The organism is Sphingomonas sp. NPDC019816 (assembly GCF_050274375.1).
Classification (GTDB): Bacteria; Pseudomonadota; Alphaproteobacteria; order Sphingomonadales; family Sphingomonadaceae; genus Sphingomonas.
Map to the genome: position 1 here is coordinate 1 of NZ_JBNNOB010000011.1, position 20,342 is coordinate 20,342.

The 20,342-nt window shown below is 66.0% G+C and carries 18 protein-coding genes and 1 tRNA gene; 7 read left to right on the plus strand and 12 right to left on the minus strand.

The window, feature by feature from the left end:
* The 9 genes from ACQKJZ_RS02890 to dapA all read right to left on the minus strand — a co-directional run.
* Nucleotides 1-888, minus strand: an 888-nt coding sequence (locus ACQKJZ_RS02890) for a dihydroxy-acid dehydratase (protein ID WP_427729915.1), incomplete at its 3' end; no start/stop codon positions are given.
* 91 nt (nucleotides 889-979) lie between these two features.
* Nucleotides 980-1,330, minus strand: coding sequence for a response regulator (locus ACQKJZ_RS02895; RefSeq protein WP_312488814.1), 351 nt, complete (start codon nucleotides 1,328-1,330; stop codon nucleotides 980-982).
* 25 nt (nucleotides 1,331-1,355) lie between these two features.
* Nucleotides 1,356-3,761 (minus strand): response regulator, encoded by a 2,406-nt coding sequence (locus tag ACQKJZ_RS02900; protein ID WP_427729916.1) that lies wholly within the window; start codon nucleotides 3,759-3,761, stop codon nucleotides 1,356-1,358.
* 74 nt (nucleotides 3,762-3,835) lie between these two features.
* Entirely contained in the window at nucleotides 3,836-5,863 is a 2,028-nt protein-coding gene (locus tag ACQKJZ_RS02905) for a M13 family metallopeptidase (protein WP_427729945.1), read from the minus strand.
* Nucleotides 5,864-5,932: 69 nt separating this feature from the next.
* The gene (locus tag ACQKJZ_RS02910) at nucleotides 5,933-7,990 is read right to left on the minus strand and encodes a M13 family metallopeptidase (RefSeq protein WP_427729917.1); all 2,058 of its coding nucleotides are present in this window, start codon (nucleotides 7,988-7,990) and stop codon (nucleotides 5,933-5,935) included.
* A gap of 72 nt (nucleotides 7,991-8,062) precedes the next feature.
* A complete protein-coding gene (locus tag ACQKJZ_RS02915) occupies nucleotides 8,063-8,638 on the minus strand; it encodes a DUF2062 domain-containing protein (protein ID WP_312488820.1) in 576 nt (191 codons plus the stop codon).
* Nucleotides 8,638-9,117 carry an SsrA-binding protein SmpB gene (gene smpB / locus ACQKJZ_RS02920; RefSeq protein ID WP_312488821.1) on the minus strand — a complete coding sequence of 160 codons (480 nt, stop codon included), beginning with the start codon at nucleotides 9,115-9,117 and terminating at the stop codon, nucleotides 8,638-8,640. The genes ACQKJZ_RS02915 and smpB overlap by 1 nt, the downstream gene beginning before the upstream one ends.
* 79 nt (nucleotides 9,118-9,196) lie before the next feature.
* Entirely contained in the window at nucleotides 9,197-9,523 is a 327-nt protein-coding gene (locus ACQKJZ_RS02925) for a hypothetical protein (RefSeq protein ID WP_427729918.1), read from the minus strand.
* Nucleotides 9,524-9,594: 71 nt separating this feature from the next.
* On the minus strand, nucleotides 9,595-10,494 hold the full coding sequence (dapA, locus tag ACQKJZ_RS02930) for a 4-hydroxy-tetrahydrodipicolinate synthase (protein WP_427729919.1): 900 nt from the start codon (nucleotides 10,492-10,494) through the stop codon (nucleotides 9,595-9,597).
* 80 nt (nucleotides 10,495-10,574) lie between these two features.
* Between dapA and ACQKJZ_RS02935 the strand changes: the two genes are divergently transcribed.
* The 4 genes from ACQKJZ_RS02935 to ACQKJZ_RS02950 all read left to right on the plus strand — a co-directional run bounded on the left by ACQKJZ_RS02935 (nucleotide 10,575) and on the right by ACQKJZ_RS02950 (nucleotide 14,281).
* Complete coding sequence (locus tag ACQKJZ_RS02935; RefSeq protein ID WP_427729920.1) at nucleotides 10,575-12,569, plus strand: transglycosylase SLT domain-containing protein; 1,995 nt, start codon at nucleotides 10,575-10,577, stop codon at nucleotides 12,567-12,569.
* A gap of 30 nt (nucleotides 12,570-12,599) precedes the next feature.
* The gene (gene greB, locus ACQKJZ_RS02940) at nucleotides 12,600-13,082 is read left to right on the plus strand and encodes a transcription elongation factor GreB (RefSeq protein WP_427729921.1); all 483 of its coding nucleotides are present in this window, start codon (nucleotides 12,600-12,602) and stop codon (nucleotides 13,080-13,082) included.
* Between the two features lie 55 nt (nucleotides 13,083-13,137).
* Nucleotides 13,138-13,362, plus strand: a complete 225-nt coding sequence (locus ACQKJZ_RS02945) for a hypothetical protein (RefSeq protein ID WP_427729922.1) — start codon at nucleotides 13,138-13,140, stop codon at nucleotides 13,360-13,362.
* 127 nt (nucleotides 13,363-13,489) lie between these two features.
* Complete coding sequence (locus ACQKJZ_RS02950; protein WP_427729923.1) at nucleotides 13,490-14,281, plus strand: NYN domain-containing protein; 792 nt, start codon at nucleotides 13,490-13,492, stop codon at nucleotides 14,279-14,281.
* Nucleotides 14,282-14,284: 3 nt separating this feature from the next.
* On the opposite strand, the gene ACQKJZ_RS02955 is transcribed toward ACQKJZ_RS02950, so the two are convergent.
* On the minus strand, nucleotides 14,285-15,469 hold the full coding sequence (locus tag ACQKJZ_RS02955) for a sensor histidine kinase (protein ID WP_427729924.1): 1,185 nt from the start codon (nucleotides 15,467-15,469) through the stop codon (nucleotides 14,285-14,287).
* Between the two features lie 194 nt (nucleotides 15,470-15,663).
* A complete protein-coding gene (gene ettA / locus ACQKJZ_RS02960) occupies nucleotides 15,664-17,343 on the minus strand; it encodes an energy-dependent translational throttle protein EttA (RefSeq protein ID WP_427729925.1) in 1,680 nt (559 codons plus the stop codon).
* Between the two features lie 105 nt (nucleotides 17,344-17,448).
* Between ettA and ACQKJZ_RS02965 the strand changes: the two genes are divergently transcribed.
* The 3 genes from ACQKJZ_RS02965 (at nucleotide 17,449) to ACQKJZ_RS02975 (ending at nucleotide 19,534) form a co-directional block, all read left to right on the plus strand.
* Complete coding sequence (locus ACQKJZ_RS02965) at nucleotides 17,449-18,846, plus strand: M20/M25/M40 family metallo-hydrolase (protein WP_427729926.1); 1,398 nt, start codon at nucleotides 17,449-17,451, stop codon at nucleotides 18,844-18,846.
* A gap of 200 nt (nucleotides 18,847-19,046) precedes the next feature.
* Complete coding sequence (locus ACQKJZ_RS02970; protein ID WP_183950786.1) at nucleotides 19,047-19,313, plus strand: hypothetical protein; 267 nt, start codon at nucleotides 19,047-19,049, stop codon at nucleotides 19,311-19,313.
* 145 nt (nucleotides 19,314-19,458) lie between these two features.
* Nucleotides 19,459-19,534, plus strand: a tRNA-Ile gene (locus ACQKJZ_RS02975).
* Nucleotides 19,535-19,569: 35 nt separating this feature from the next.
* Here the strand turns inward: ACQKJZ_RS02975 and ACQKJZ_RS02980 are convergent.
* On the minus strand, nucleotides 19,570-20,190 hold the full coding sequence (locus ACQKJZ_RS02980; protein ID WP_427729927.1) for a methyl-accepting chemotaxis protein: 621 nt from the start codon (nucleotides 20,188-20,190) through the stop codon (nucleotides 19,570-19,572).
* Nucleotides 20,191-20,342: the final 152 nt, after the last annotated feature.

The window sequence follows — 20,342 nt, forward strand, 5'->3', positions numbered from 1 at the left end:
CAGGTCGAAGTCGATCCCCGCCTCGTTCGCCATGGCGGGCAGGTGAAGCCCGGCATTGGTCGAGCCGCCGGTCGCGGCGACCACGCGCGCGGCATTCTCGAACGCTTCGCGGGTGCAGATGTCGCGCGGGCGGATGTTGCGCGCGACCAGCTCCATTACCTGCTCGCCCGCCGCCTCGGCGATGCCATGCCGGTCGAGGAAGGGCGCGGGCATCATGTTGCTGTTGGGCAGCGACAGGCCGATCGCCTCGCCGACGCACGCCATGGTGTTGGCGGTGAACTGTCCGCCGCACGCGCCGTGGCCCGGGCAGGCGACCTTTTCCAGCGCGATGAGCTCATGGAGCGGGCAGTTGCCTGCCGCATGCTGGCCGACCGCCTCGAACACGTCGACGACGGTCACGTCGCGGTCATGATGCCGGCCGGGCAGGATCGAGCCGCCATAGACGAAGATCGACGGCACGTTCAGGCGCAGCATCGCCATCATCATGCCGGGCAGCGACTTGTCGCACCCCGCAAAGCCGACCAGTGCGTCGTAGCAATGGCCGCGCACGGACAGCTCGACCGAATCGGCGATGACCTCGCGGCTGACGAGCGATGCCTTCATGCCCTGATGGCCCATAGCGATGCCATCGGTGACGGTGATGGTATTGAACCGGCGCGGCATGCCGCCACCACGGATCACCCCCCCCTGCGCGGCATCGGCCTGCGCATCCAGCGTGGTATTGCAGGGGGCGGAGTTGTTGCCAGCGCTCGCCAGCGCAACGAACGGCTTGGCGATATCCTCTTCCTGGATACCCATCGCATAATAATAGCTGCGATGCGGCGCGCGCTCGGGGCCGACGGAAACGTGCCGGGACGGCAGGCGGGACTTGTCGAATTGGCGTGTCATGGCGCAGGCCTATGTCGCCGGACCCGCCGTTGACGCAAGCAAATTTCGCAAAACGGGGTGATGGCGGGGCTTTCGACGCCCCGCATGGCGTTTAGAGCGATCCCAAAGCCTTTGCCACGCCGTCCATGGTGAACGGCTTTTGCAGGCGCGGGCGATCGCGAAAGCGTTCGTCGACCGAATCATCCGATCCGCCAGTGGCGAAAACGAAGGGCACGCCGCGCTCCGCCAACGCTTCGGCGACGGGGGTGCTCTTCTGGCCGCCCCGCAGGTTGACGTCGAGGATCGCAGCATCGATACCGCCCTCTGCCACCCGCGCCAGCGCGTCGTCGACGCTGTCGACGGTACCCGCCACCTGCTTGTCGAGGACGTCCAGGAAATCCTCGAGCATCATGGCGATAAGGGGTTCGTCCTCCACGATGAGGATCTGCACGGGCTCTGTCATCAGCACTGCCATAACATGGTTTGCGTCATCCGCCAGCGGGTTGTTGCGCCAGCGCCGCCTGCGTCGCCTCCGCCAGTTGCTGGACCGAGAAGGGCTTGGGCAGGAAGCCGACATTGGGGAGCGTGATCGACTTGCGCAGCTGTTCCTCGGCATAGCCCGACATGAACAGCACCGCGAGGTCGGGATAGCGCTTGCGCACCAGCCCGACCATCGTCGGACCGTCCATCGTCGGCATGACCACGTCAGAGATCAGCAGGTCGGGCTTGCCGTGCTTGTCGAGCATTTCCAGCGCCGCCTCGCCATTCTCGGCCGCCAGCACGGTATAGCCCTGACGCGACAGCGCGCGCTCGGCGACGGCGCGGACCATGTCCTCGTCTTCGACGAGCAGGATTGTGCCCGAACCCCATGGCGTCGCCGTGGCGCGCGGCGCGGGCTTTCCGGCGGACAGTTGCGCGGCGGGAACGGCGGGCGCGGCGTGGACCGGCAGGTAGATGGAGAACTTGGCACCGCCACTGGCCGGCGAATCGGCGAAGATATAGCCGCCCGACTGCTTGATGATGCCATAGACGGTCGACAGGCCCAGCCCGGTGCCCTTGCCCAGCTCCTTGGTGGTGAAGAACGGCTCGAAGATCTTGGGCAGGATTTCGACCGGGATACCGGTGCCGTTGTCGCTGATGATCAGCGCGGTATAGTCCGCCGCCGGCAGGATGTCGTTGCCCATCGCCCGGACGTCGGCCATCGATACGGCGCGCGTCTGAATGGTTAGGATGCCACCGCCGACCGGCTCGTTTTCCAATATGGCGTCGCGGGCATTGACCGCCAGGTTGACGACCACCTGCTCCAGCTGACCCGGATCAGCGCGGATCGGGCCCAGATTGCGGCCATGGCTGACGTCCAGCCGTACCCGCTCGCCCAGCAACCGCTTCAGGAGGTTGGATACCTCGGATACGACATCGGGCAGTTGCAGGATCTGCGGACGCAGCGTCTGTTGCCGCGAAAAGGCGAGCAACTGGCGCGTCAGGCTGGCGGCGCGGTTGGAGTTCGTCCTGATCTGCTGAATGTCGTCATAATCGCTGTCGCCGGGCGAATGGCGCATCAGCATCAGGTCGCAATGCCCGATGATCGCGGTCAGGATGTTGTTGAAGTCATGCGCCACACCGCCGGCCAGCTGGCCGACCGCTTGCATCTTCGTCGCCTGCGCCACCTCGCGCTTCAGGCGGCTTTCCTCCGAATTGTCCTTCAGGCTCAGCAGCACCGCAGCCTCGCCCAGCCCGCGCGCGCCGGCGATGGTGAGCGCTACGGGTTCCTCGGGATGATCCTTCAGGCGGACCGCCATGTCGGCGGAGTGGGTCGCGCCCCCGGCGAAGCGGCGGATCGCATCGGCCACCGCCGCCTTGTCCTCGCGCACGACCAGATCGCCGGGATAGAGCGGCGGTGCGGCGCCGCTGACCCCGGCGGCCCGCATGAAGGCCGAGTTCATCTGGATGAACCGCCCATCCCGGTCGACGAGCGCGATGCCGAACGGCATCAGCGAGACGAGGCCCCGCACATGGCTGCCCGGATTGGTCCCCGCCGCCGGCAAAAGCTGTGTCTCTTCGTCGAGCAGGATGACGAGCATCGGCGCACCCTCCCCCTCCACGAACGGGATCTGAAGGATGCGCAGCGCCTTGCCCGTGCTCGCTTCGCTGGCGAAATGGACCTGCCCGTTGGGGTCATGCGCCAGGAAGGTGGCGAAGTCCTGTCCGACGATGGACAGCATCTCGCCGCCCATGGCCCGCGCGCACAGAACGCGGTTGGCGGCGCGAACGCGGCCGTCGGGGGCGATCAGCGCCGCCATGATCCCCGCCGCGCCCAGCCGATCGCCCTGCAGGCCGCCGATCAGCCCCTCGACCGTCTCGGCCAGATCCTGTTCCTCGGCGATGGCGAAACGCCAGACCAGCAGGTCGGCCTCGTCCCCCGCCCGCGTTACCAGCACCGACAGCTCGGTCCCCATGACCGCGATGCGGTCCGCTCGGCCCAGACCGTCCCGCCACGCCGCCCGCCCCGCCTGGGCCAGCGCCTCGACGCTCGGCGCGTCCAGCGGCACGCCCGGCGGCGTCGGCATCATGGGGAACAGCGAGGCGAAGGCATCGTTCGCGCAGACCAGCCGCCCCGCACGATCGGTGACCGCGATCGCGTCGGCACTGGCGTCCGCCACGACCCGGGTGAAGTCCCAGTCGATCGTCCGCCGCGTCTGTTCGGCGGACGGACGCAAGAGCCGCCACGCCGCCAGCATGGCGAACGCGACCAGCGCCGTCGCAAGGAAACCGATCGCCACCACCCAGTCACGTACGGCCAGGAACAGCAGCGCCGCCGCCCCCAGCCCGCTGGCGCCCGACAGGATCGCGGCGCTTTTGACCGGGGACAGGGTTGGGGGAGACGCGATCGCCATGATCGAACTCTTCATCAGGCGACCGGGCACGGGTCAAGCGCGATCCTGCGCCCGCCGCGTCTCCCCACTGGATCTTACCAGATCCGTACGCGCTGCTCGGGCGTCAGATAGAGCTTCTCGCCCGGCTTGGGCTGATAGGCGGCATACCAGGGGTTCAGGTTGCGCACGACCCACGCCCGCTGCTGCGACGGCGAGTGCGGATCGGTGAGCAGGCGGTTGCGCAAATTCGCTTCACGATAATTGCGCCGCCATACCTGCGCCCAGCCCAGATAGAAGCGCTGGTCCCCGGTGAAGCCGTCGATGACCGGTGACGTCTTGCCGCCCAGCGACGCATGATAGGCGTCATAGGCGACCGACAGGCCGGCCAGGTCCGCGACATTCTCGCCCAGCGTCAGCGCGCCCTTCACGTGCAGGCCGGGCAGCGGCTCATAGGCGTCATACTGCTTCACCAACGCACCCGTACGCGCCTTGAACGCCGCGACATCGGCGGGCGTCCACCAGTCGGTCAACTGGCCCTTGGCATCGAACTTCGATCCCTGATCGTCGAAATGATGGCTCAGCTCATGGCCGATCACCGCGCCGATTCCGCCATAATTCACCGCCGGATCGGCCTTGGGGTCGAAGAAGGGCGGTTGCAGGATCGCCGCCGGGAAGACGATCTCCACCATGCCGAAATTGGCATAGGCGTTCACCGTCATCGGGGTCATGCCCCATTCCCAGCGCTGGATCGGCTTGCCGAGATGGGCGATGTTGTCCTCGTGACGCCACCGCGCGGCACGCAGCGCGTTGCCGAACGCATCGCCCGACACGATCTTCAGGCCGGAATAGTCCTTCCACCGGTCGGGATAGCCGATCTTGGGCGTGAAGGCGGCGAGCTTGGCATGCGCCTTCGCCTTGGTCTCGGGCGCCATCCAGTCGAGCTGGTCGATACGCTTGCCCATCGCCGCCAGGACGTTCCTGACCAGCGTGTCCGCCGCCGCCTTCGTTTCGGGCGGGAAGTAGCGCGCGACATAGACCTTGCTCACCTCATCGGCCAGCGCGCTGCTGGTGAAGTCGACCGCGCGCTTCCACCGTTCCTGCTGCTGGGGCGTGCCCGACAGGGTAGTGCCGTAAAAGGCGAACTGCTCCTGATCGAACTTGGCGGGCAGCACGTCGGCGAACTCGTCGAGCGAGCGGGCGAGCAGTTGGTCCTTCAGCACCGCGATCGGCGTCGCCTGGATCAACGCGACGATGCCGGTGACCGCCGTCGGCTGCGCGACGACCAGCGTGTCGACGGGGGTCCCGACGCCCTTCAGATAGGTGGCGAAGTCGAAGCCGGGCGCCATCTTCGCCAGATCGGCGACGCTCATCCTGTTATAGGTCTTGGTCCGGTCGCGGCTGTCGATCCGGGTCCAATGCGCCTTGGCGATCTGGGTTTCGAAGGCGACGATCGCCTGGGCGCGTGCCTCGGCATCGGCTTGGCCCGCCATGGTCAACATCTTGGCCAGATGCGCCTGATAGGCGGTGCGCGCGGCGACCAGCTTGGGATCGTCGCTCAGATAATAGTCGCGGTCGGGCATGCCGAGCCCGGCCTGGCGCAAGCCCACCGTGTAGAGATTGGGCTGTCGCGCATCCTGTCCGACGCCGGATCCGAAGGGGATGCCCACGCCGTTGCGATCCGCCTCCGCCAACAGCGCGGGATAGCCGGACTTGTCGCGCAGCGCCTTGATCCGGTCCAGCCATGGCTTGATCGGGGTCAGCCCCTTGGACTCGATCGCCCCCGTGTCGAGATAGGTGGCATAGGCGGTGCCGATCTGGTTCCGCTGGCCCTTGGCCTGCTCCAGGATGGTGTGCGTCCGCTCGCGCGACAGGTCGGCCAGAACGTCGAACGCGCCGTAGCTCGATTTGTCGGCCGGGATCGCCGTCGTCTTCGCCCATTCGCCATTGGCGAAGGCATAGAAGTCGTCGCCTGGGCGAACCGACTTGTCCATGCCCTTTTCATCGAAACCGAAACGACCATAGGTCGGCCCCTTGGCGGGCGCAGCGCGATCCTGCGCCTGCAATGCCACGCCCCCCGTGATCGCGGTCGCACCCAGCAGCGCGGCGATGACCAAGCTCTTCATCATGCTCTCCAAAAAACAAAGCCTCTCCCGACCATGTGATCGGGAGAGGCCATAAGGGCTGTTATCGTCTTACCAGATGCGAACGCGCTGTGCGGGCGGCAGCGCCATCTTGTCGGTCGGCTGCACCTTGAACGCCGCATACCAGGGGTCGAGGTTGCGCACCGTCAGCACGCGCTCATGCCCCGGCGAATGGGGATCGGACAGCAGCGCCTGTTGCAGTGCGGCGTCGCGCCACTTGGTCCGCCACACCTGCGCCCAGCCATAATAGAAGCGCTGGTCCCCGGTCGTGCCGTCGATCACCGGCGCGGGCTTGCCGCCCAGCGACTTGTGATAGGCGTCAAGCGCGACGGTCAGGCCGGCGAGATCGGCGATATTCTCGCCCAGCGTCAATTCGCCTTGGACGTGCTGGCCGGGCAGCGGCTCATAGGCATCATACTGCTTGACCAGCGCGTCGGTGAACGTCTTGAAGCGCGCCACGTCCTGCGGCGTCCACCAGTCGGTCAGCTTGCCGGTCGCGTCATATTTGCGGCCCTGGTCGTCGAAATGGTGACTGATCTCATGGCCGATCACTGCGCCGATACCGCCATAGTTCACCGCCGGGTCGGCCTTCGGATCGAAGAAGGGCGGCTGGAGGATGGCGGCCGGGAACACGATCTCGTTCATCGGCGGGTTGGCATAGGCGTTGATCGTCATCGGCGTCATGAACCATTCGCCGCGATCGATCGGCTGGCCCAGCTTGTTGAGGTCACGCTGGAACTCGAAGGCGTTCGACCGCGCGACATTGCCGACCAGGTCGCCACGCTGGATGGTCAGGCCCGAATAATCCTTCCACTTGTCGGGATAGCCGATCTTGGGCGTGAAGGCGGCGAGCTTGGCCAACGCCTTCTGCTTGGTCTCGGGCGCCATCCATTCCAGATTGCGCAGCCGGTCGCCCATCGCCGAGATCAGGTTCTTGACCAAAGCGTCGGCGGCGGCCTTCGACTCCGGCGGGAAATATTTGGCGACATATTGCTTGCCGACTTCCTCGCCCAGCCCTTCGGAGACGAGCCCAACGCCACGCTTCCAACGCGGCTGCTGCTGCGGCGTACCCGACAGGGTGGTGCCGTAGAAGGCAAAGTTGGTCTTGTCGAAATCGCTCGACAGATAGGGCGCGTAGCTGCGCAGGACCTTGAGCATCGCATAGTCCTGAAGGACGTTCAGCGGCGTCTGGCTGTACAGCTTGGCCTCACCGGTGACCGCGCTCGGCTGCGCAACCAGATAGGCCGGGCGGCCCGCGACGCCCAGCGCCTGCATATATTGCGTCCAGGGGAAGCCCGGCGCCTTGGCGGTGAAATCGGCCGCCATCCATTTATTGTAGGTCTTGTCCGCGTCGCGGCTTTCGATCCGCGTCCAGTGCGCCCCCGCCAGCGCCTTTTCGAAGTTGAAGACGGCGGCCGCACGCGCCTCGGCATTGGGCTCGCCCGCCAGGGTCAGCATCCGCGCGAGATACGCCTGATAGGCGGTGCGCACCGATGCCAGCTTGGCGTCGTCCTTCAGATAATAGTCGCGGTCGGGCAGGCCCAGCCCGCTCTGGCTGAAGCTGACGATATAGGTGTCGGGGGCCTTGTCGTCCTGGCCGACATAGGCGCCGAAGGGCGCACCGACGCCCTGACGCTGGAGCTTGGCCATTTCGACCGCCAGCGCGTCGCGGTCCTTGGTCGCGCGGATCGCGTTCAGCCACGGCTTGACCGGGGCCGCGCCCTTGGCGTTGACGGCCGCCTCGTCCATGAAGCTGGCATAGAAGTCGCCGGCCTTGTTGCCGGTCTGCTTCGTCGCTTCGTCAAGGATCGTGCGGGTCTGTTCGAGCGAGCGGTCCTGAAGCACATGGAACATGCCATAGGTCGAGCGATCGGCGGGGATCGTCGTCGCCTTGTACCAGGTGCCGTTCGAGTAATCGAAGAAGTCGTCCCCCGGCTTCACCGAGGTATCGCGGCCGGCCATGTCGAAGCCGAAATCGCCGATTTCGGGACCGTTCTTGGCGTTGGGCTTGACCGGGCCGACGGCCGCCTTGTCGATCGGCGCATTGGTCTGGGCGATGGCGGGGGAAACGGTGGAGGCGAGAAGTGCGGCAATCAGAACAGAGCGCATCTGAGTTCCCAAATAGGACAGTGATGCACCTGTTGTAGCGGGCCGATAGGTCCAGTCAAACGATACGCCGGGTCAAATCTGCGCCGATCTGCGGCGGTTACGCCATTTCCGTGCGATCCACAGTCGCCACCCCAAGGCCGAGGCGGCATAGCCGACGATCGCACAGCCCGCCGTCAGCACGCACAAACCCAGCCCGAACGCCGGCCCCTGCTCCCACAGCCAGTGAAAGGCGCTGGTCGCCCATTGCAACCAGCCGGTCGCGGCCTCCGCCACCGGCTGCGTATTGATCGGCGTGTCGCTGCGGAGCAACATCGTGCCGATTCGATAGGCGATCAGCCACAGGAGCGGCGTGGTCAGCGGGTTGGTGATGAAGGTCGTCAGCGCCGCGACCGGCACATTGGCGCGGAACGGCAGCGCGAAGACCGCCGCGATCGCGATCTGCGCGACCGGAAACAGGAAGCCTGCGACGACGCCCAGCGCGACCCCGCGCGGCACCGACCGGCGGGTGAAACGCCACAGCTCGGGCGCAAGCACCCGGTGCGCGACCGGCCGGAGCAGCCGGTTCTTCTCCATCGAATCGCGGGTCGGCATGTTGCGCCGCACCCATGCCAGCGATCGGCTCCACATGGTCGGCGCGGCGGAGGCCATCAGCCGCGATCGCGCAGGATACGGCCCTGCTCACGCTTCCAGTCGCGCTCCTTGATCGCGTCGCGCTTGTCGTGCGCCTTCTTGCCCTTCGCCAATGCCAGCTCCACCTTCGCGCGACCGCGCGAATTGAAATAGATCATCAGTGGCACCAGGGTCATGCCCTCGCGCGCCACCGCACCATGGAGCTTGTTTATTTCGCGCTCATGAAGGAGCAATTTACGAGGCCGCTTGGCTTCGTGATTGAAGCGGTTGCCGTGGCTGAATTCCGGCACATTGGAATTGACCAGCCACACCTCCTCGCCGCGCACCTCGGCATAGGATTCGGCGATCGATCCCTCGCCGAAGCGAAGCGATTTCACCTCGGTCCCGGTCAGGGCGATACCGGCCTCATAGGTGGTCTCGATGGAATAGTCGAAGCGGGCGCGCCGGTTCTCGGCGACGATCTTCTTCTTGTCGAATGTCTGGGGTTTCGGGCGCATGGACGGGTCGATGTAGGCGCTTGCACGCGTCATGAAAAGCCGCTGATGGGCACGTCATCCCGTTTCTGGAACGGCGCGTTCAATCGCCACGACGCCCGCCCAGCGGGATCGTCAGCCGGATCATCGCCCGTCTGCTGGGCGATCCACCGACATCGCCCTGTCCGGCTTCGGCGGAAAGGGTGCCGACACCGGCGATATGGGTTTGCGCCTTGGGCAGGGTCATCGCCCTGGAATAGTCGGCTATGGCGCCAATCCGATCCGCGTCGGACGATCGGCCGCACACCACCACCTCGTCACCGGTATCCGTCGGCGGACAACGGCGCCCGGTGGGTGCCTTGCGCGGCGCGGGCAGGACGGGCCCCGCAACCGCGCCGGCTTGCAAGGCGATGATCACCAGGATCGACATCCGCCAACTCTCCCATGCAGCCATCGCCGATGCCGATGGTCGAACCGGATTATGGCCGGAGGAAGGCCGGGTCAGATCAATCCGGCATGGGCCAGCGCGGCATCGACCTGCGCCCGTGCCGCGTCCGACGGCCAGGTCATCGGCAGCCGGACACCGGTCGCAAAGCCCGGCATCACGCGGCTGAGGGCATACTTGACCGGGCCCGGCGAAGCGTCGGCGAACATCGCCTCATGCAGGGGAAACAGGCGGTCGTGCAGTTCCAGCGCGCGCGCCATGTCACCGGCGGCGCAGGCCGCCTGGAAATCGGCGCTCAGGCGCGGCGCGACATTGGCGGTCACCGAGATGCAGCCCACCCCGCCCATCGCATTGAACGCCAGCGCCAGATCGTCATTTCCCGACAGCTGGCAGAAGTCCGGGCCCAGCGCGGCGCGGTGGTGCGACACCCGGGCCAGCGCGCCGCTCGCGTCCTTGACCCCGACGAAGATGTCCGGCGCGCCTTGGACCACGCGGATCAGGGTCGCGGGCTGGATGTCCGTCACCGTCCGGCCGGGGACATTATAGAGGACGATGGGCAGCGGCGCGTCCTTCGCCAGTTCGGCGAAGTGGCGGGCGATCCCGTCCTGGCTCGGGCGGTTGTAATAAGGCGGCACCATCAGCGCGGCATCGGCGCCGGCGGCCTTGGCGGCCTTCAGATTCTCGATCGCGACGATCGTGTCGTTGGACCCCGCCCCCGCGATCACCGGCACCCGGCCATTCGCCTGATCGACGCAGACGCGCACGACGTGGAAATGCTCGTCCTTGGGCATGGTCGCTGCCTCGCCCGTCGTGCCACAGGCGACCAGCGCCGACGAACCCTGTTCGATCTGCCATTCGACGAAATCGCGGAAGCGGCCTTCGTCGAATGCGCCGCCGACATGACCGCCGCGATCCTCGAACGGCGTGACCAGCGCGGGGATGGATCCTGAAAACATGAGAGGAAATGCGCTCCTGTCGCGCCGAAATTTGGAATTTGTTCAGGACATGTACGGGTAGAGGCCCTATTCTGTCCACCATGATGGCATTGACGAAAGCGGGCGCGCTCCTGGCGACACTGGCCGGAGCCCTGGTGGCGCCGGGTGGGCAGGACCAGCTCGAACGGTATCGGACGCAGATGGCGAATATGAGCCCCAATGGGGTTCAGGCACCCAGCGACGGCGCGATCGCCGCCGCGCTGGCACAGTGGCGGGCGCTGCAACAAACCGACTCCCTGCCCTTCGACAGCTATGCCGGCTTCCTGATGGCGCATCCCGGTTGGCCGGGCGAGAGCAGCAATCGCCGCGCGGCCGAGCGTCAGGCCGCGAACTTCACCGCCGCGCCCAGCAGCATCGTCGCCTATTTCCGGCGCTTCCCGCCCCAGACGGCGGCCGGCGGCGTCGCCTATGCGCGTGCGTTGATGGCGACGGGCGCACCGGGCGAAGCCGCACAGGCCGCGCGTGCGGCGTGGCGGCGCGGCGTGCTCTCCCCCACGGACGAAGCGTTGGTGCTGTCCACCTTCGGATCGGCGCTGTCGCCCGAGGATCATGACGCCCGCATGGACACCCTGTTGTGGAGCGGTCAGACGACCGCCGCGCAGCGGGTGCTGGGTTATACCAGCGCGGCGCGGCGGCCGGTCTTCGCCGCCCGTCTGGCGTTCCGCACCAAGTCGGCCGATGCCGCCAGCCTGTCGGCCTCGACCGCCGAGCTTTATGCCAATGATGCGGGCTATGTCGCCGACCGCGCCATGTGGCTGCGCAACACCGGCGACAGCCTGACCGCCCGGTCTTGGCTGGCGCGGCCCCGGCAACTGGCCGTCCGGCCGGGCAATGTCGAGGAGTTCTACGAAACCCTGCTGCTCAACGCGCGCGCGGCGGCATCCGACAATCAGCTTCAGACCGCCTATGACATCGCCCGGCAGGTGGACGACGCCTATCCCGCCGGCACCGACGTCTCGAAGCGCCCCTATGGCGAGCGGGACGACTATACCAGCCTGGTCTGGCTGGGTGGACAGACGGCGATGAAGCTGGGTCGGCCGGCCGATGCGATGACCCTGTTCGACCGCTATGGCCGGGGCAGCCAGTCGCCGCAGACGCGAGCCAAGGGCTTTTACTGGGCGGGGCGTGCGGCGCAGGCGGCGAACCGGCCGGCGGAGGCCGCCGGCTATTTCAACCGCGCCGCCGAATATCGCGACCAGTTCTATGGCCAGTTGGCGCTCGAACGGACCGGTCGCCCCCTGACTGCGCCGCCGACCCTGGCATCGAGCGCTGTGCCCGCCGCCACCCGCGCCGCGTTCGACGCGCGCGAGACGGTGCGCGCCGCCCGCTTCCTGGGCCAGATCGGCCAGTGGCAGGATCAGAGCGCCTTCATCCGCCAGATCGCCGCTGATGCGACGGATGAGAACGACCATCTGCTGGCGGTCGACCTGTCGCGCAACCTCGCCCGGCCCGACCTGGCGGTCATGGTCGGGCGCAGCGCGTTGCAGAACGGGCTGACCGACTATTCGGCGGCGGGCTTCCCGACCATCCCGGTGCCTTCGGGCTACGATTCGAGCTGGACGATCATCCACGCCATCGCGCGGCAGGAAAGCCAGTTCGACCGGGCCGCCGTCAGCCATGCCGGAGCGCGCGGCCTGATGCAGTTGATGCCCGCCACCGCCGCCGAGCAGTCGAACAAGATCGGCTTGTCCTACTCCCCCGCCGCGCTGACCACCGACCCCAATTTGTCGATCCAGCTGGGGGCCAGCTATTTCGAGCGTATCCGCAATAACTTCGGCAGCTATCCGCTTGCGATCGCGGCCTATAATGCGGGTGGCGGCAATGTGAACAAATGGCTGCGGCAGAATGGCGACCCGCGCACCGGCGCGGTCGACATCGTCGATTGGATAGAGGCGATCCCCTATATGGAGACCCGCAACTATGTGCAGCGGGTGCTGGAGAACGCGGTCGTCTACGACCTGATGAACCCGCAGCGCGCGACCAGCCGGGGGCCGACGCCGCTCAGCTGGTATCTGGGCAAGTCGCCGCCGGGTTGATTGCGCGGCGCTGCGCGATAGAGCGGGGCGATGGATCGCCCCAACTATATCACGCCCGCCGGCTATGCCGCGCTTCGCCAGGAATATGAGGCGCTGTTCGCGGTCGAGCGGCCCAAGCTGGTCGACACGATCGCCTGGGCGGCGGGCAATGGCGACCGGTCGGAGAATGGCGACTATATCTATGGTCGCAAGCGGCTGCGCGAGATCGACCGGCGGCTGGGCTGGCTGTCCAAGCGGATGAAGGCCGCCAAGGTCATCGATCCCGCCCGCCAGGAGGATCGTGGCAAGGTGTGGTTCGGCGCGACCGTCATCATCGCCGATGAAGACGACAACGAACGCGTGCTGACGCTGGTCGGCGACGACGAGGCCGATGCCGGCAAGGGGCGCGTCGGCTGGAACGCGCCGCTGGTCCGCGCGCTGCGCGGCGCCTCGGTCGGCGACCTGCGGCGTGTGACGCTGCCGGCGGGCGAGCGGGAATATGAGGTGATCGCCATTACTTACCCGACGGAGTGAGGAACCCATGGCACGCCTTCTTCGCTGTACAGATAGCGAACGAAGGAGAGCGACCATGGAACATCCCCGCACCACCACCGCGCGTGAGAATGACGACAGCGCGATCATCGACGCGGCACAGGCTTCGCCCTCGGCGGTCGGCCATGGCGGCGGCATCGCTACCGATGTCGGCACACGCGATGACCTTGCCCGTGAGGTCGATGACCCCGAAAGCCATGAGCGCGTGACCAAGGGCGTCGAAATGGCGAACGGTCAGGTCCGCAACGGCCAGCGCCGATAAGCCCCCGGCCTTGGCGAGCACGGCGAAGCGATCCGGGCGCCTCGGTGTCCCGGAACGTTTCGCCGCGCCTCACGCAATCGACCACCTGGCAATGGCCCCAGCCGCGCGGCTTTGCTAGACTGGGCTCATGAATGCCCTGACCCGCAACATCGCGCTGCTGATCGACGCCGACAATGCCCAGTCCGCCGCCATAGACCCGGTGCTTACCGTCTTGGCCGAGCTGGGCACGGTCAATGTCCGTCGCGCCTATGGCAACTGGTCGAAGCCCGGCCTGAAGGGCTGGCGCGACGTCATGGTCAAGCATGGCATCGAGCCGCAACAGCAGTTCGATCTCACCAAGGGCAAGAACGCCACCGACATGAAGATGACCATCGATGCGATGGATCTTCTGTTCCGGGGGCGGATCGACGGCTTCGGCATCATGTCGTCGGACAGCGACTTCATGCCGCTGGCTACGCGCATCCGCCAAGACGGCTTTCCCGTCTATGGCTTCGGCAATTCCCGCACGCCCGAGGCGTTCAAGCAGGCGTGCAGCCGCTTCATCGACGTCGGCGCGTTGATTGGCGGCGGGGGACCCAGCGGTGCGGCGAAGCCCGTTTCCGCCAAGCCGAGCACGACCGACGTTCCACTCGCCGACTCGCTGCCGCCCGCGATAGAATTAGGCAAGCGGACCGCCGGAACGCCGCAGCCGATCGACGAGGAATTGCTGAAATTGCTGGTCGACGCCTATAATTCGGTGAAGCGCGACGAGCGAGGCTTTGCCAGCCTGTCGGCGATCGGGCAGTTGGCCGGCAATCGCTCCAGCTTCGATACGCGAAACTACGGCTTCAAGCGGCTTTCCGATCTGATCGAAGCCATTCCCAATTTCCAGACCGAGCGGCGTGAGGACGGGCGTACTTTCGTCAAGCGGGTCCGCTAAACCTCAATCGCGCGGGTCGGGCAGCGTCAGGGTAGCGCAGGTGCCGGGCTCTACCGTCTCGAACCGGATCTCGCCGCGCAACTGCCGCGCAAGGCTGGTGATCATCCGCATGCCCAGACTGCGACGCGACGCGGCTTTCATGTCGAAATCGGCGGGCAGCCCCCGCCCATGGTCGCGGACCGTCATGACGAGGTGACCGTCGCGCGCGTGCAGCGCCACGTCGATCGCACCACCCGATTCGCCGTAAGCATATTTGATGGCGTTCGTCAGCAGTTCGGTCAGCATCAGGCCGATTGGGATGGCGGTATCCGCGCTGATCTCGATCGCCTCGATGTCACAGTGCACCTGATGGTTCTGGGACTGTTGCGCCAGTTGCTCGGCGATGCCGCACGCCAGATCGGCTAGCGATACGATGCCCACCCGCTCGCCCCGCCAGAGCTGGTCGTGGGTCTGCGCGATCGCGGTGATCCGCGCTTGGGCATCGTTCAGCATGCGCAGCACGCGGGGGTCGTCATCCTCCTGTTTCTGGAGATTGAGCATGGCGGACACGAGCGCCAGGCTGTTCTTGACGCGGTGACTGGCTTCGCGGGTCAACAATTGCTGATGTTCGACCGCTTCGGCCAAGCGGCGCTCGGCCTCCTGCCGTTCGATCGCGACGCCGATCAGGTTGGCGAAACCCTGCATGAAGGCCAGATCGGCCTCCTCGAAGCGTCCCTCATCGGCGCTGTCCACCTCCAGCACGCCATAGCGCTGGCCCGATGCCTCGACCAATACGTTGATCGCGCGGCGGATGCCGTGTTCGGCCATGAACGCCGGGGTTCGGAACCGCTCTTCCTGGTCGAGATGATTGGAGATTACCCCCTGCCCGGTCTGAAGCGCGAAGCCGGCGGGCGAGCCGAGGTCGGTGCGCATCTCGGTCGACCCGACCACGCCGGGGCCCCAGCCGACGCCGGTCCGCACGAGCAACGTGTCCCGATCGGCGCGATATTCCAGGAATTTGCAAAAGCGCGACCGCATGCCCTCGGCACAAAGTTCGGTCGCGCGCTGGAGCATCGGGTCCAGATCGCGGGCGCGCAACGCCTCGATCCCGAAGGCGGCGAGCACCGATTGCTGGCGAAGCCGATAATGCAACTGCCCTGCGCCGGCGATCTCCATATCCTCGCCCTGCGCCTGTTCCACTACCGCCATCCGTAACCCAACCCCTTGTGATCCCTTTGCCGGACCGCGTTCAGAATAAGCGGTCGACCAGCCGATTTAAAGCCGTAGCGGCTGCAATCGCGAACGCCTTGCCCAATTTGGCCCCGATTTGGCGAGGCCCGAATACGACAATGCCCTTCCCGATCGCTCGGAAAGGGCATTGCCAGGTCAGCGATGATCGCGAATCAGCGGGTCAGCTTCTTGTACGCCAGACGGGTCGGACGATCGGCGGCATCGCCCATGCGGCGACGCTTGTCCTCCTCGTACGACTCATAATTGCCCTCGAACCATTCGACATGGCTGTCGCCTTCGAATGCCAGGATGTGCGTGCAGAGGCGGTCAAGGAAGAAGCGATCGTGGCTGATGACCACGGCGCAGCCCGCGAACGTCTCCAGCGCCTCTTCCAGCGCGCGCAGCGTTTCCACGTCGAGGTCGTTGGTCGGTTCGTCGAGCAGCAGGACGTTTCCGCCCTCCTTCAGCATCTTGGCCATGTGGACGCGGTTGCGCTCACCGCCCGACAGCTGGCCGACCTTCTTCTGCTGGTCGGGGCCGCGGAAGTTGAACGCGCCGACATAGGCACGCGTGCCCAGTTCCTGCTTGCCGAAGCGGAAGACCTCCAGCTCGTCGGAGATTTCCTGCCAGACATTCTTGTTGGGATCGAGCTCGTCGCGGCTCTGGTCGACATAGCCGAGCTTCACGGTCGAGCCGATCTCGATCGTGCCCGCATCGGGCTGTTCCTGGCCGGTGATCAGCTTGAACAGCGTCGACTTGCCAGCACCATTGGGCCCGATCACGCCGACGATACCACCCGGCGGCAGCATGAAGTCGAGATTTTCGAACAACAGCTTGTCGCCGTACGACTTGGTCAGGCCCTTGGCCTCGATCACCCTGCCGCCCAGACGCTCGGGGATCTGGATCAGGATCTGCGCCTTGCCCGCGACGCGGTTCTCCTGCTTATCCATCAACTCCTCGAATGCGCGGATACGCGCCTTCGACTTGGTCTGACGCGCCTTGGGCGTCTGACGCATCCAGGCCAGCTCGTCGGCGATCGCCTTCTGCTTGCCCGCCTCGTCGCGCTCCTCCTGCTCCAGGCGCTTGGCCTTCTTTTCCAGATAGCCGGAATAGTTTGATTCGTAAGTGTAGTAGCGCCCGCGATCCAGCTCGAGCACCCAGTTCACGACGTTATCTAGGAAGTAGCGATCGTGGGTGACGAGGATGACGTTACCCGCATATTCCTTCAGGTAATTTTCGAGCCACGACACGCTTTCGGCGTCGAGGTGGTTGGTCGGTTCGTCGAGCAGCAGCACGTCGGGCTTTTCGAGGAGCAGCTTGCACAGCGCCACGCGACGCTTTTCACCGCCCGACAGGCGGGTGACGTCGGCATCGCCCGGCGGGCAGCGCAGTGCTTCCATCGCCTGTTCCAGCTGGCTGTCGAGCGACCAGCCGTCGACCGAGTCGATCTTGGCCTGAAGCTCGCCCATCTCTTCCATCAGGGCGTCGAAATCGGTGTCGTCCTTCGGGTCGCCCATCTCGGCCGAGATGGCGTTGAAGCGATCGACCAGGTCGGCGATCGGACGCACGCCGTCCTTGACGTTGCCCATCACGTCCTTGGACGGATCGAGCTGCGGCTCCTGCGCCAGATAGCCGACGCGGACGCCCTCGGCGGCCCAGGCCTCGCCGGTGAAATCGGTGTCCATGCCCGCCATCACCTTCATCAGCGTGGACTTGCCCGCGCCGTTCGGGCCGATGATCGCGATCTTCGCGCTCGGCAGGAACTGAAGGTGGATGTTGTTGAGGACAGGCTTGTTGGCGCCGGGGAAGGTCTTGGTCAGACCCTTCATCACATAGGTATATTGGACGGCCATGGCGGCGCGGGGCTCCGTGCTTTTCGACTGTAGGATATTTCCCCGTCCATGTAGTGGGTACGTCGGCTGTTGGCAAACCGGACCGGTTGGGCAACAGTCCGCGCCATGAAGCGCTTTGTTCTCGCGGCCTTGACCGCCTCCGCACTGTCGTCGCCCACCCTCGCGCAGCGGACCCCGCCACCGCCCCCCGCGACCGTCGCGCCCGAGGTCGATCGGCTGCGCGACGCCGCCCTGACCGACACGATCGCGTGGGACATCGTCGAGGGACTGACGACCGAGGTCGGCCAACGGCTGGCGGGCACCGAGGCGGAAGCGCGGGCGCGCACCTGGGCGGTCGCGCGGCTGACCGCGCTGGGCTTCAGGAATGTGCGGGTCGAGCCCTATCGCATGCCCGTCTGGGAACGCGGTGCCGAGAGCGCGGAGGTGCTCAGTCCCTTTCCGCAAAAGCTGACGCTGGCCGCGCTCGGCAACTCCGCGGCGACGCCGGCCGCCGGCCTGACCGCCGAGGTCGCCGTCTTTCCGAGCATGGCCGCATTCCAGTCGGCACCTGATAGCGAGATCAAGGGGCGGATCGTCTATATCGGCAATGCCATGCCGCGCACCCAGGACGGGTCGGGCTATGGCGCCTATGGCACCGCGCGCTTCACCGGGCCGGCGCTGGCGTCGCAACGCGGCGCGGTCGCGATCGTCATCCGGTCGATCGGCACCGACCATCACCGCTTTCCCCATACCGGCACCACGAACTTCCCGGACGGCGTGAAGGCCATCCCGGCGGCGGCACTGTCCGTCCCCGATGCCGAGCAGCTGGAACGCATCGCCGCGCGCGGCAAGCCGGTGCGCATGAAGCTGGTCCTGACGCCGCGCACGGTGGGCACTCGCGAATCGGGTAATGTCGTCGCCGAGGTGCCGGGCAGCGACCCGTCCGCCGGCATCGTTCTGGTCGGCGGCCATCTCGACAGCTGGGACCAGGGCACCGGCGCGATCGACGACGCCAGCGGGATCGCGATTACCGCGGCGGCCGCCAAGCGGATCATGGATGCCGGACAGCCGCGCCGCACCATCCGCGTCGTCTGGTTCGGCGCCGAGGAGGTCGGCGGCCTGGGCGGCGCGGCCTATGCCAAGGCGCACGCCGGGGAACGTCACGCCACCGCCTCCGAGAGCGATTTCGGCGCCGACCGCATCTGGCGGTTCGAGGTCAATCTGCCGGCCAGTGCCAAGCCGGTCGCCGATCGGTTGCAGATCGCGCTCGCCCCCATCGGTGTCGCGCGGGGCAGCGGCGTGGGGGGCGATGGCACCGATATCGGCCCGACGCTGCGTCTCGGCACCGCCGCGATCGACCTGAACCAGTCCGGCTGGGACTATTTCGACACTCACCACACGCCCGACGATGTCATCGACCGCATCGATCCGGCCGCGCTGCGCCAGAATGTCGCGGCGTGGACGGCGATGCTGGCGGTGGTGGCCAACGCGCCCGAGGAGATTGGCCCGGTCACGCCGCGTTGAGCGAAAAGGTTCCGAAACGGCCGGTAACACTTCGGTAACGCCAACGCCTTGAAAAAGCCTGATAGGCGCCATCGGTTCGTCGCGAACCTTGCCGCGATGTGAATTTTGCGGATTGACCGCGATGAACCGCGCGTTATTTGAGCCGCTTCGCGACGGCATTCGGGCCGGCCGCGATTTTTGCTTTGCTTGGGAGCATTCGAATGAAGAAGATCGCTTTCGTTCTCGCTGCCGCCGGCCTGATGTCCGTCGCCGCATGCACGAAGTCGCCGGAAGCGGCCGCTGTTGAAAACAACGCGGACATGCTGGCCGACAATATGGAAATGCAGGCCGACAACCTCGAAGCGGTTGCCGACAACACCTCGAACTCGGCCGCTGCCGCGACCCTCGAAAACGCTGCCGACAACATGAACGCCGCTGCCGACAACGTCCGCGACGCTGCCGACGCCAAGGCTGACAACATGCAGTAATGTTGTTTCGGGCCTTCGGGTCCGAAGCACCGACTGTTTGTCGGAAAAGGGCGCCTTCCTTCGCGAAGGCGCCCTTTTTCTTTTATGTGACGATCGATCCCGGTTGCGAACGCCCCGCGCGTCACGCTACGGGACAGGCATGGTGGGGCCTGTAGCTCAATGGTTAGAGCTGGCCGCTCATAACGGCTAGGTTGCGGGTTCGAGTCCTGCCGGGCCCACCAATCCCGCCTTCGACTATACGATGATGATCAGGCGATCATGTCAGGCGCAGCGACGCCTCGTTGATCCGGCCGATCTCCACCAGCACCTCCGATGTCTCGAGCGAGAGGTTGCGAACCTCATCGGCGACGACCGCAAAGCCATGACCCTGGCTGCCCAGCCGGGCCGCCTCGATCTGGGCATTCAGCGCGACGAGGCGGGTATTGGCCGCGATCCGCCCGACCCGCTCCAGCATCGCGTGCGCCTGCCGCGTCAGATTCTCGCGCGTCGCGCTGATCCGCTGGAGCTGCCGCTCATGCGTGACGTCGAGATAGGTCATGGTCGCCCCACCATCGGCATGGGGGTGAAAGGCGATCTCGAAGACCGTGCCATCGTCAAAATTGTGATCGAACCGCCGCGACACGCCTTCGGTCGCCCAGCTTCGGTGGTTCCGCATGATATTCGCCCGGCGATCCGGCGACCAGCCCACGACATCGCCGATGCAGTCTATATAGTGCGTCAGCGTCGACCCAACGGTCACCGCCGCTTCGGAAAGTCCGAACGAGCGACTGACATAATGATTGATCAGGCAGATGCGTTCGTCGCGGTCATAGATCACGATACCGTGGCGCAGATGCTCCAATACCTCCGCAAGTTGCTCCACCGCCCCGATTGCCACTTTCCGCCCCTTACTCCGACTAACCTATGTCAGCGGCTATCACGTTTCCGCCGGGTTGGAACCCCGTTTCGCGCGGCGGAGTGATGGCGGGTCTGTCGCTTCGGATGATCCCACGTTAGGATGGGGCCGAAACGATCACGAAGGATGGGCAT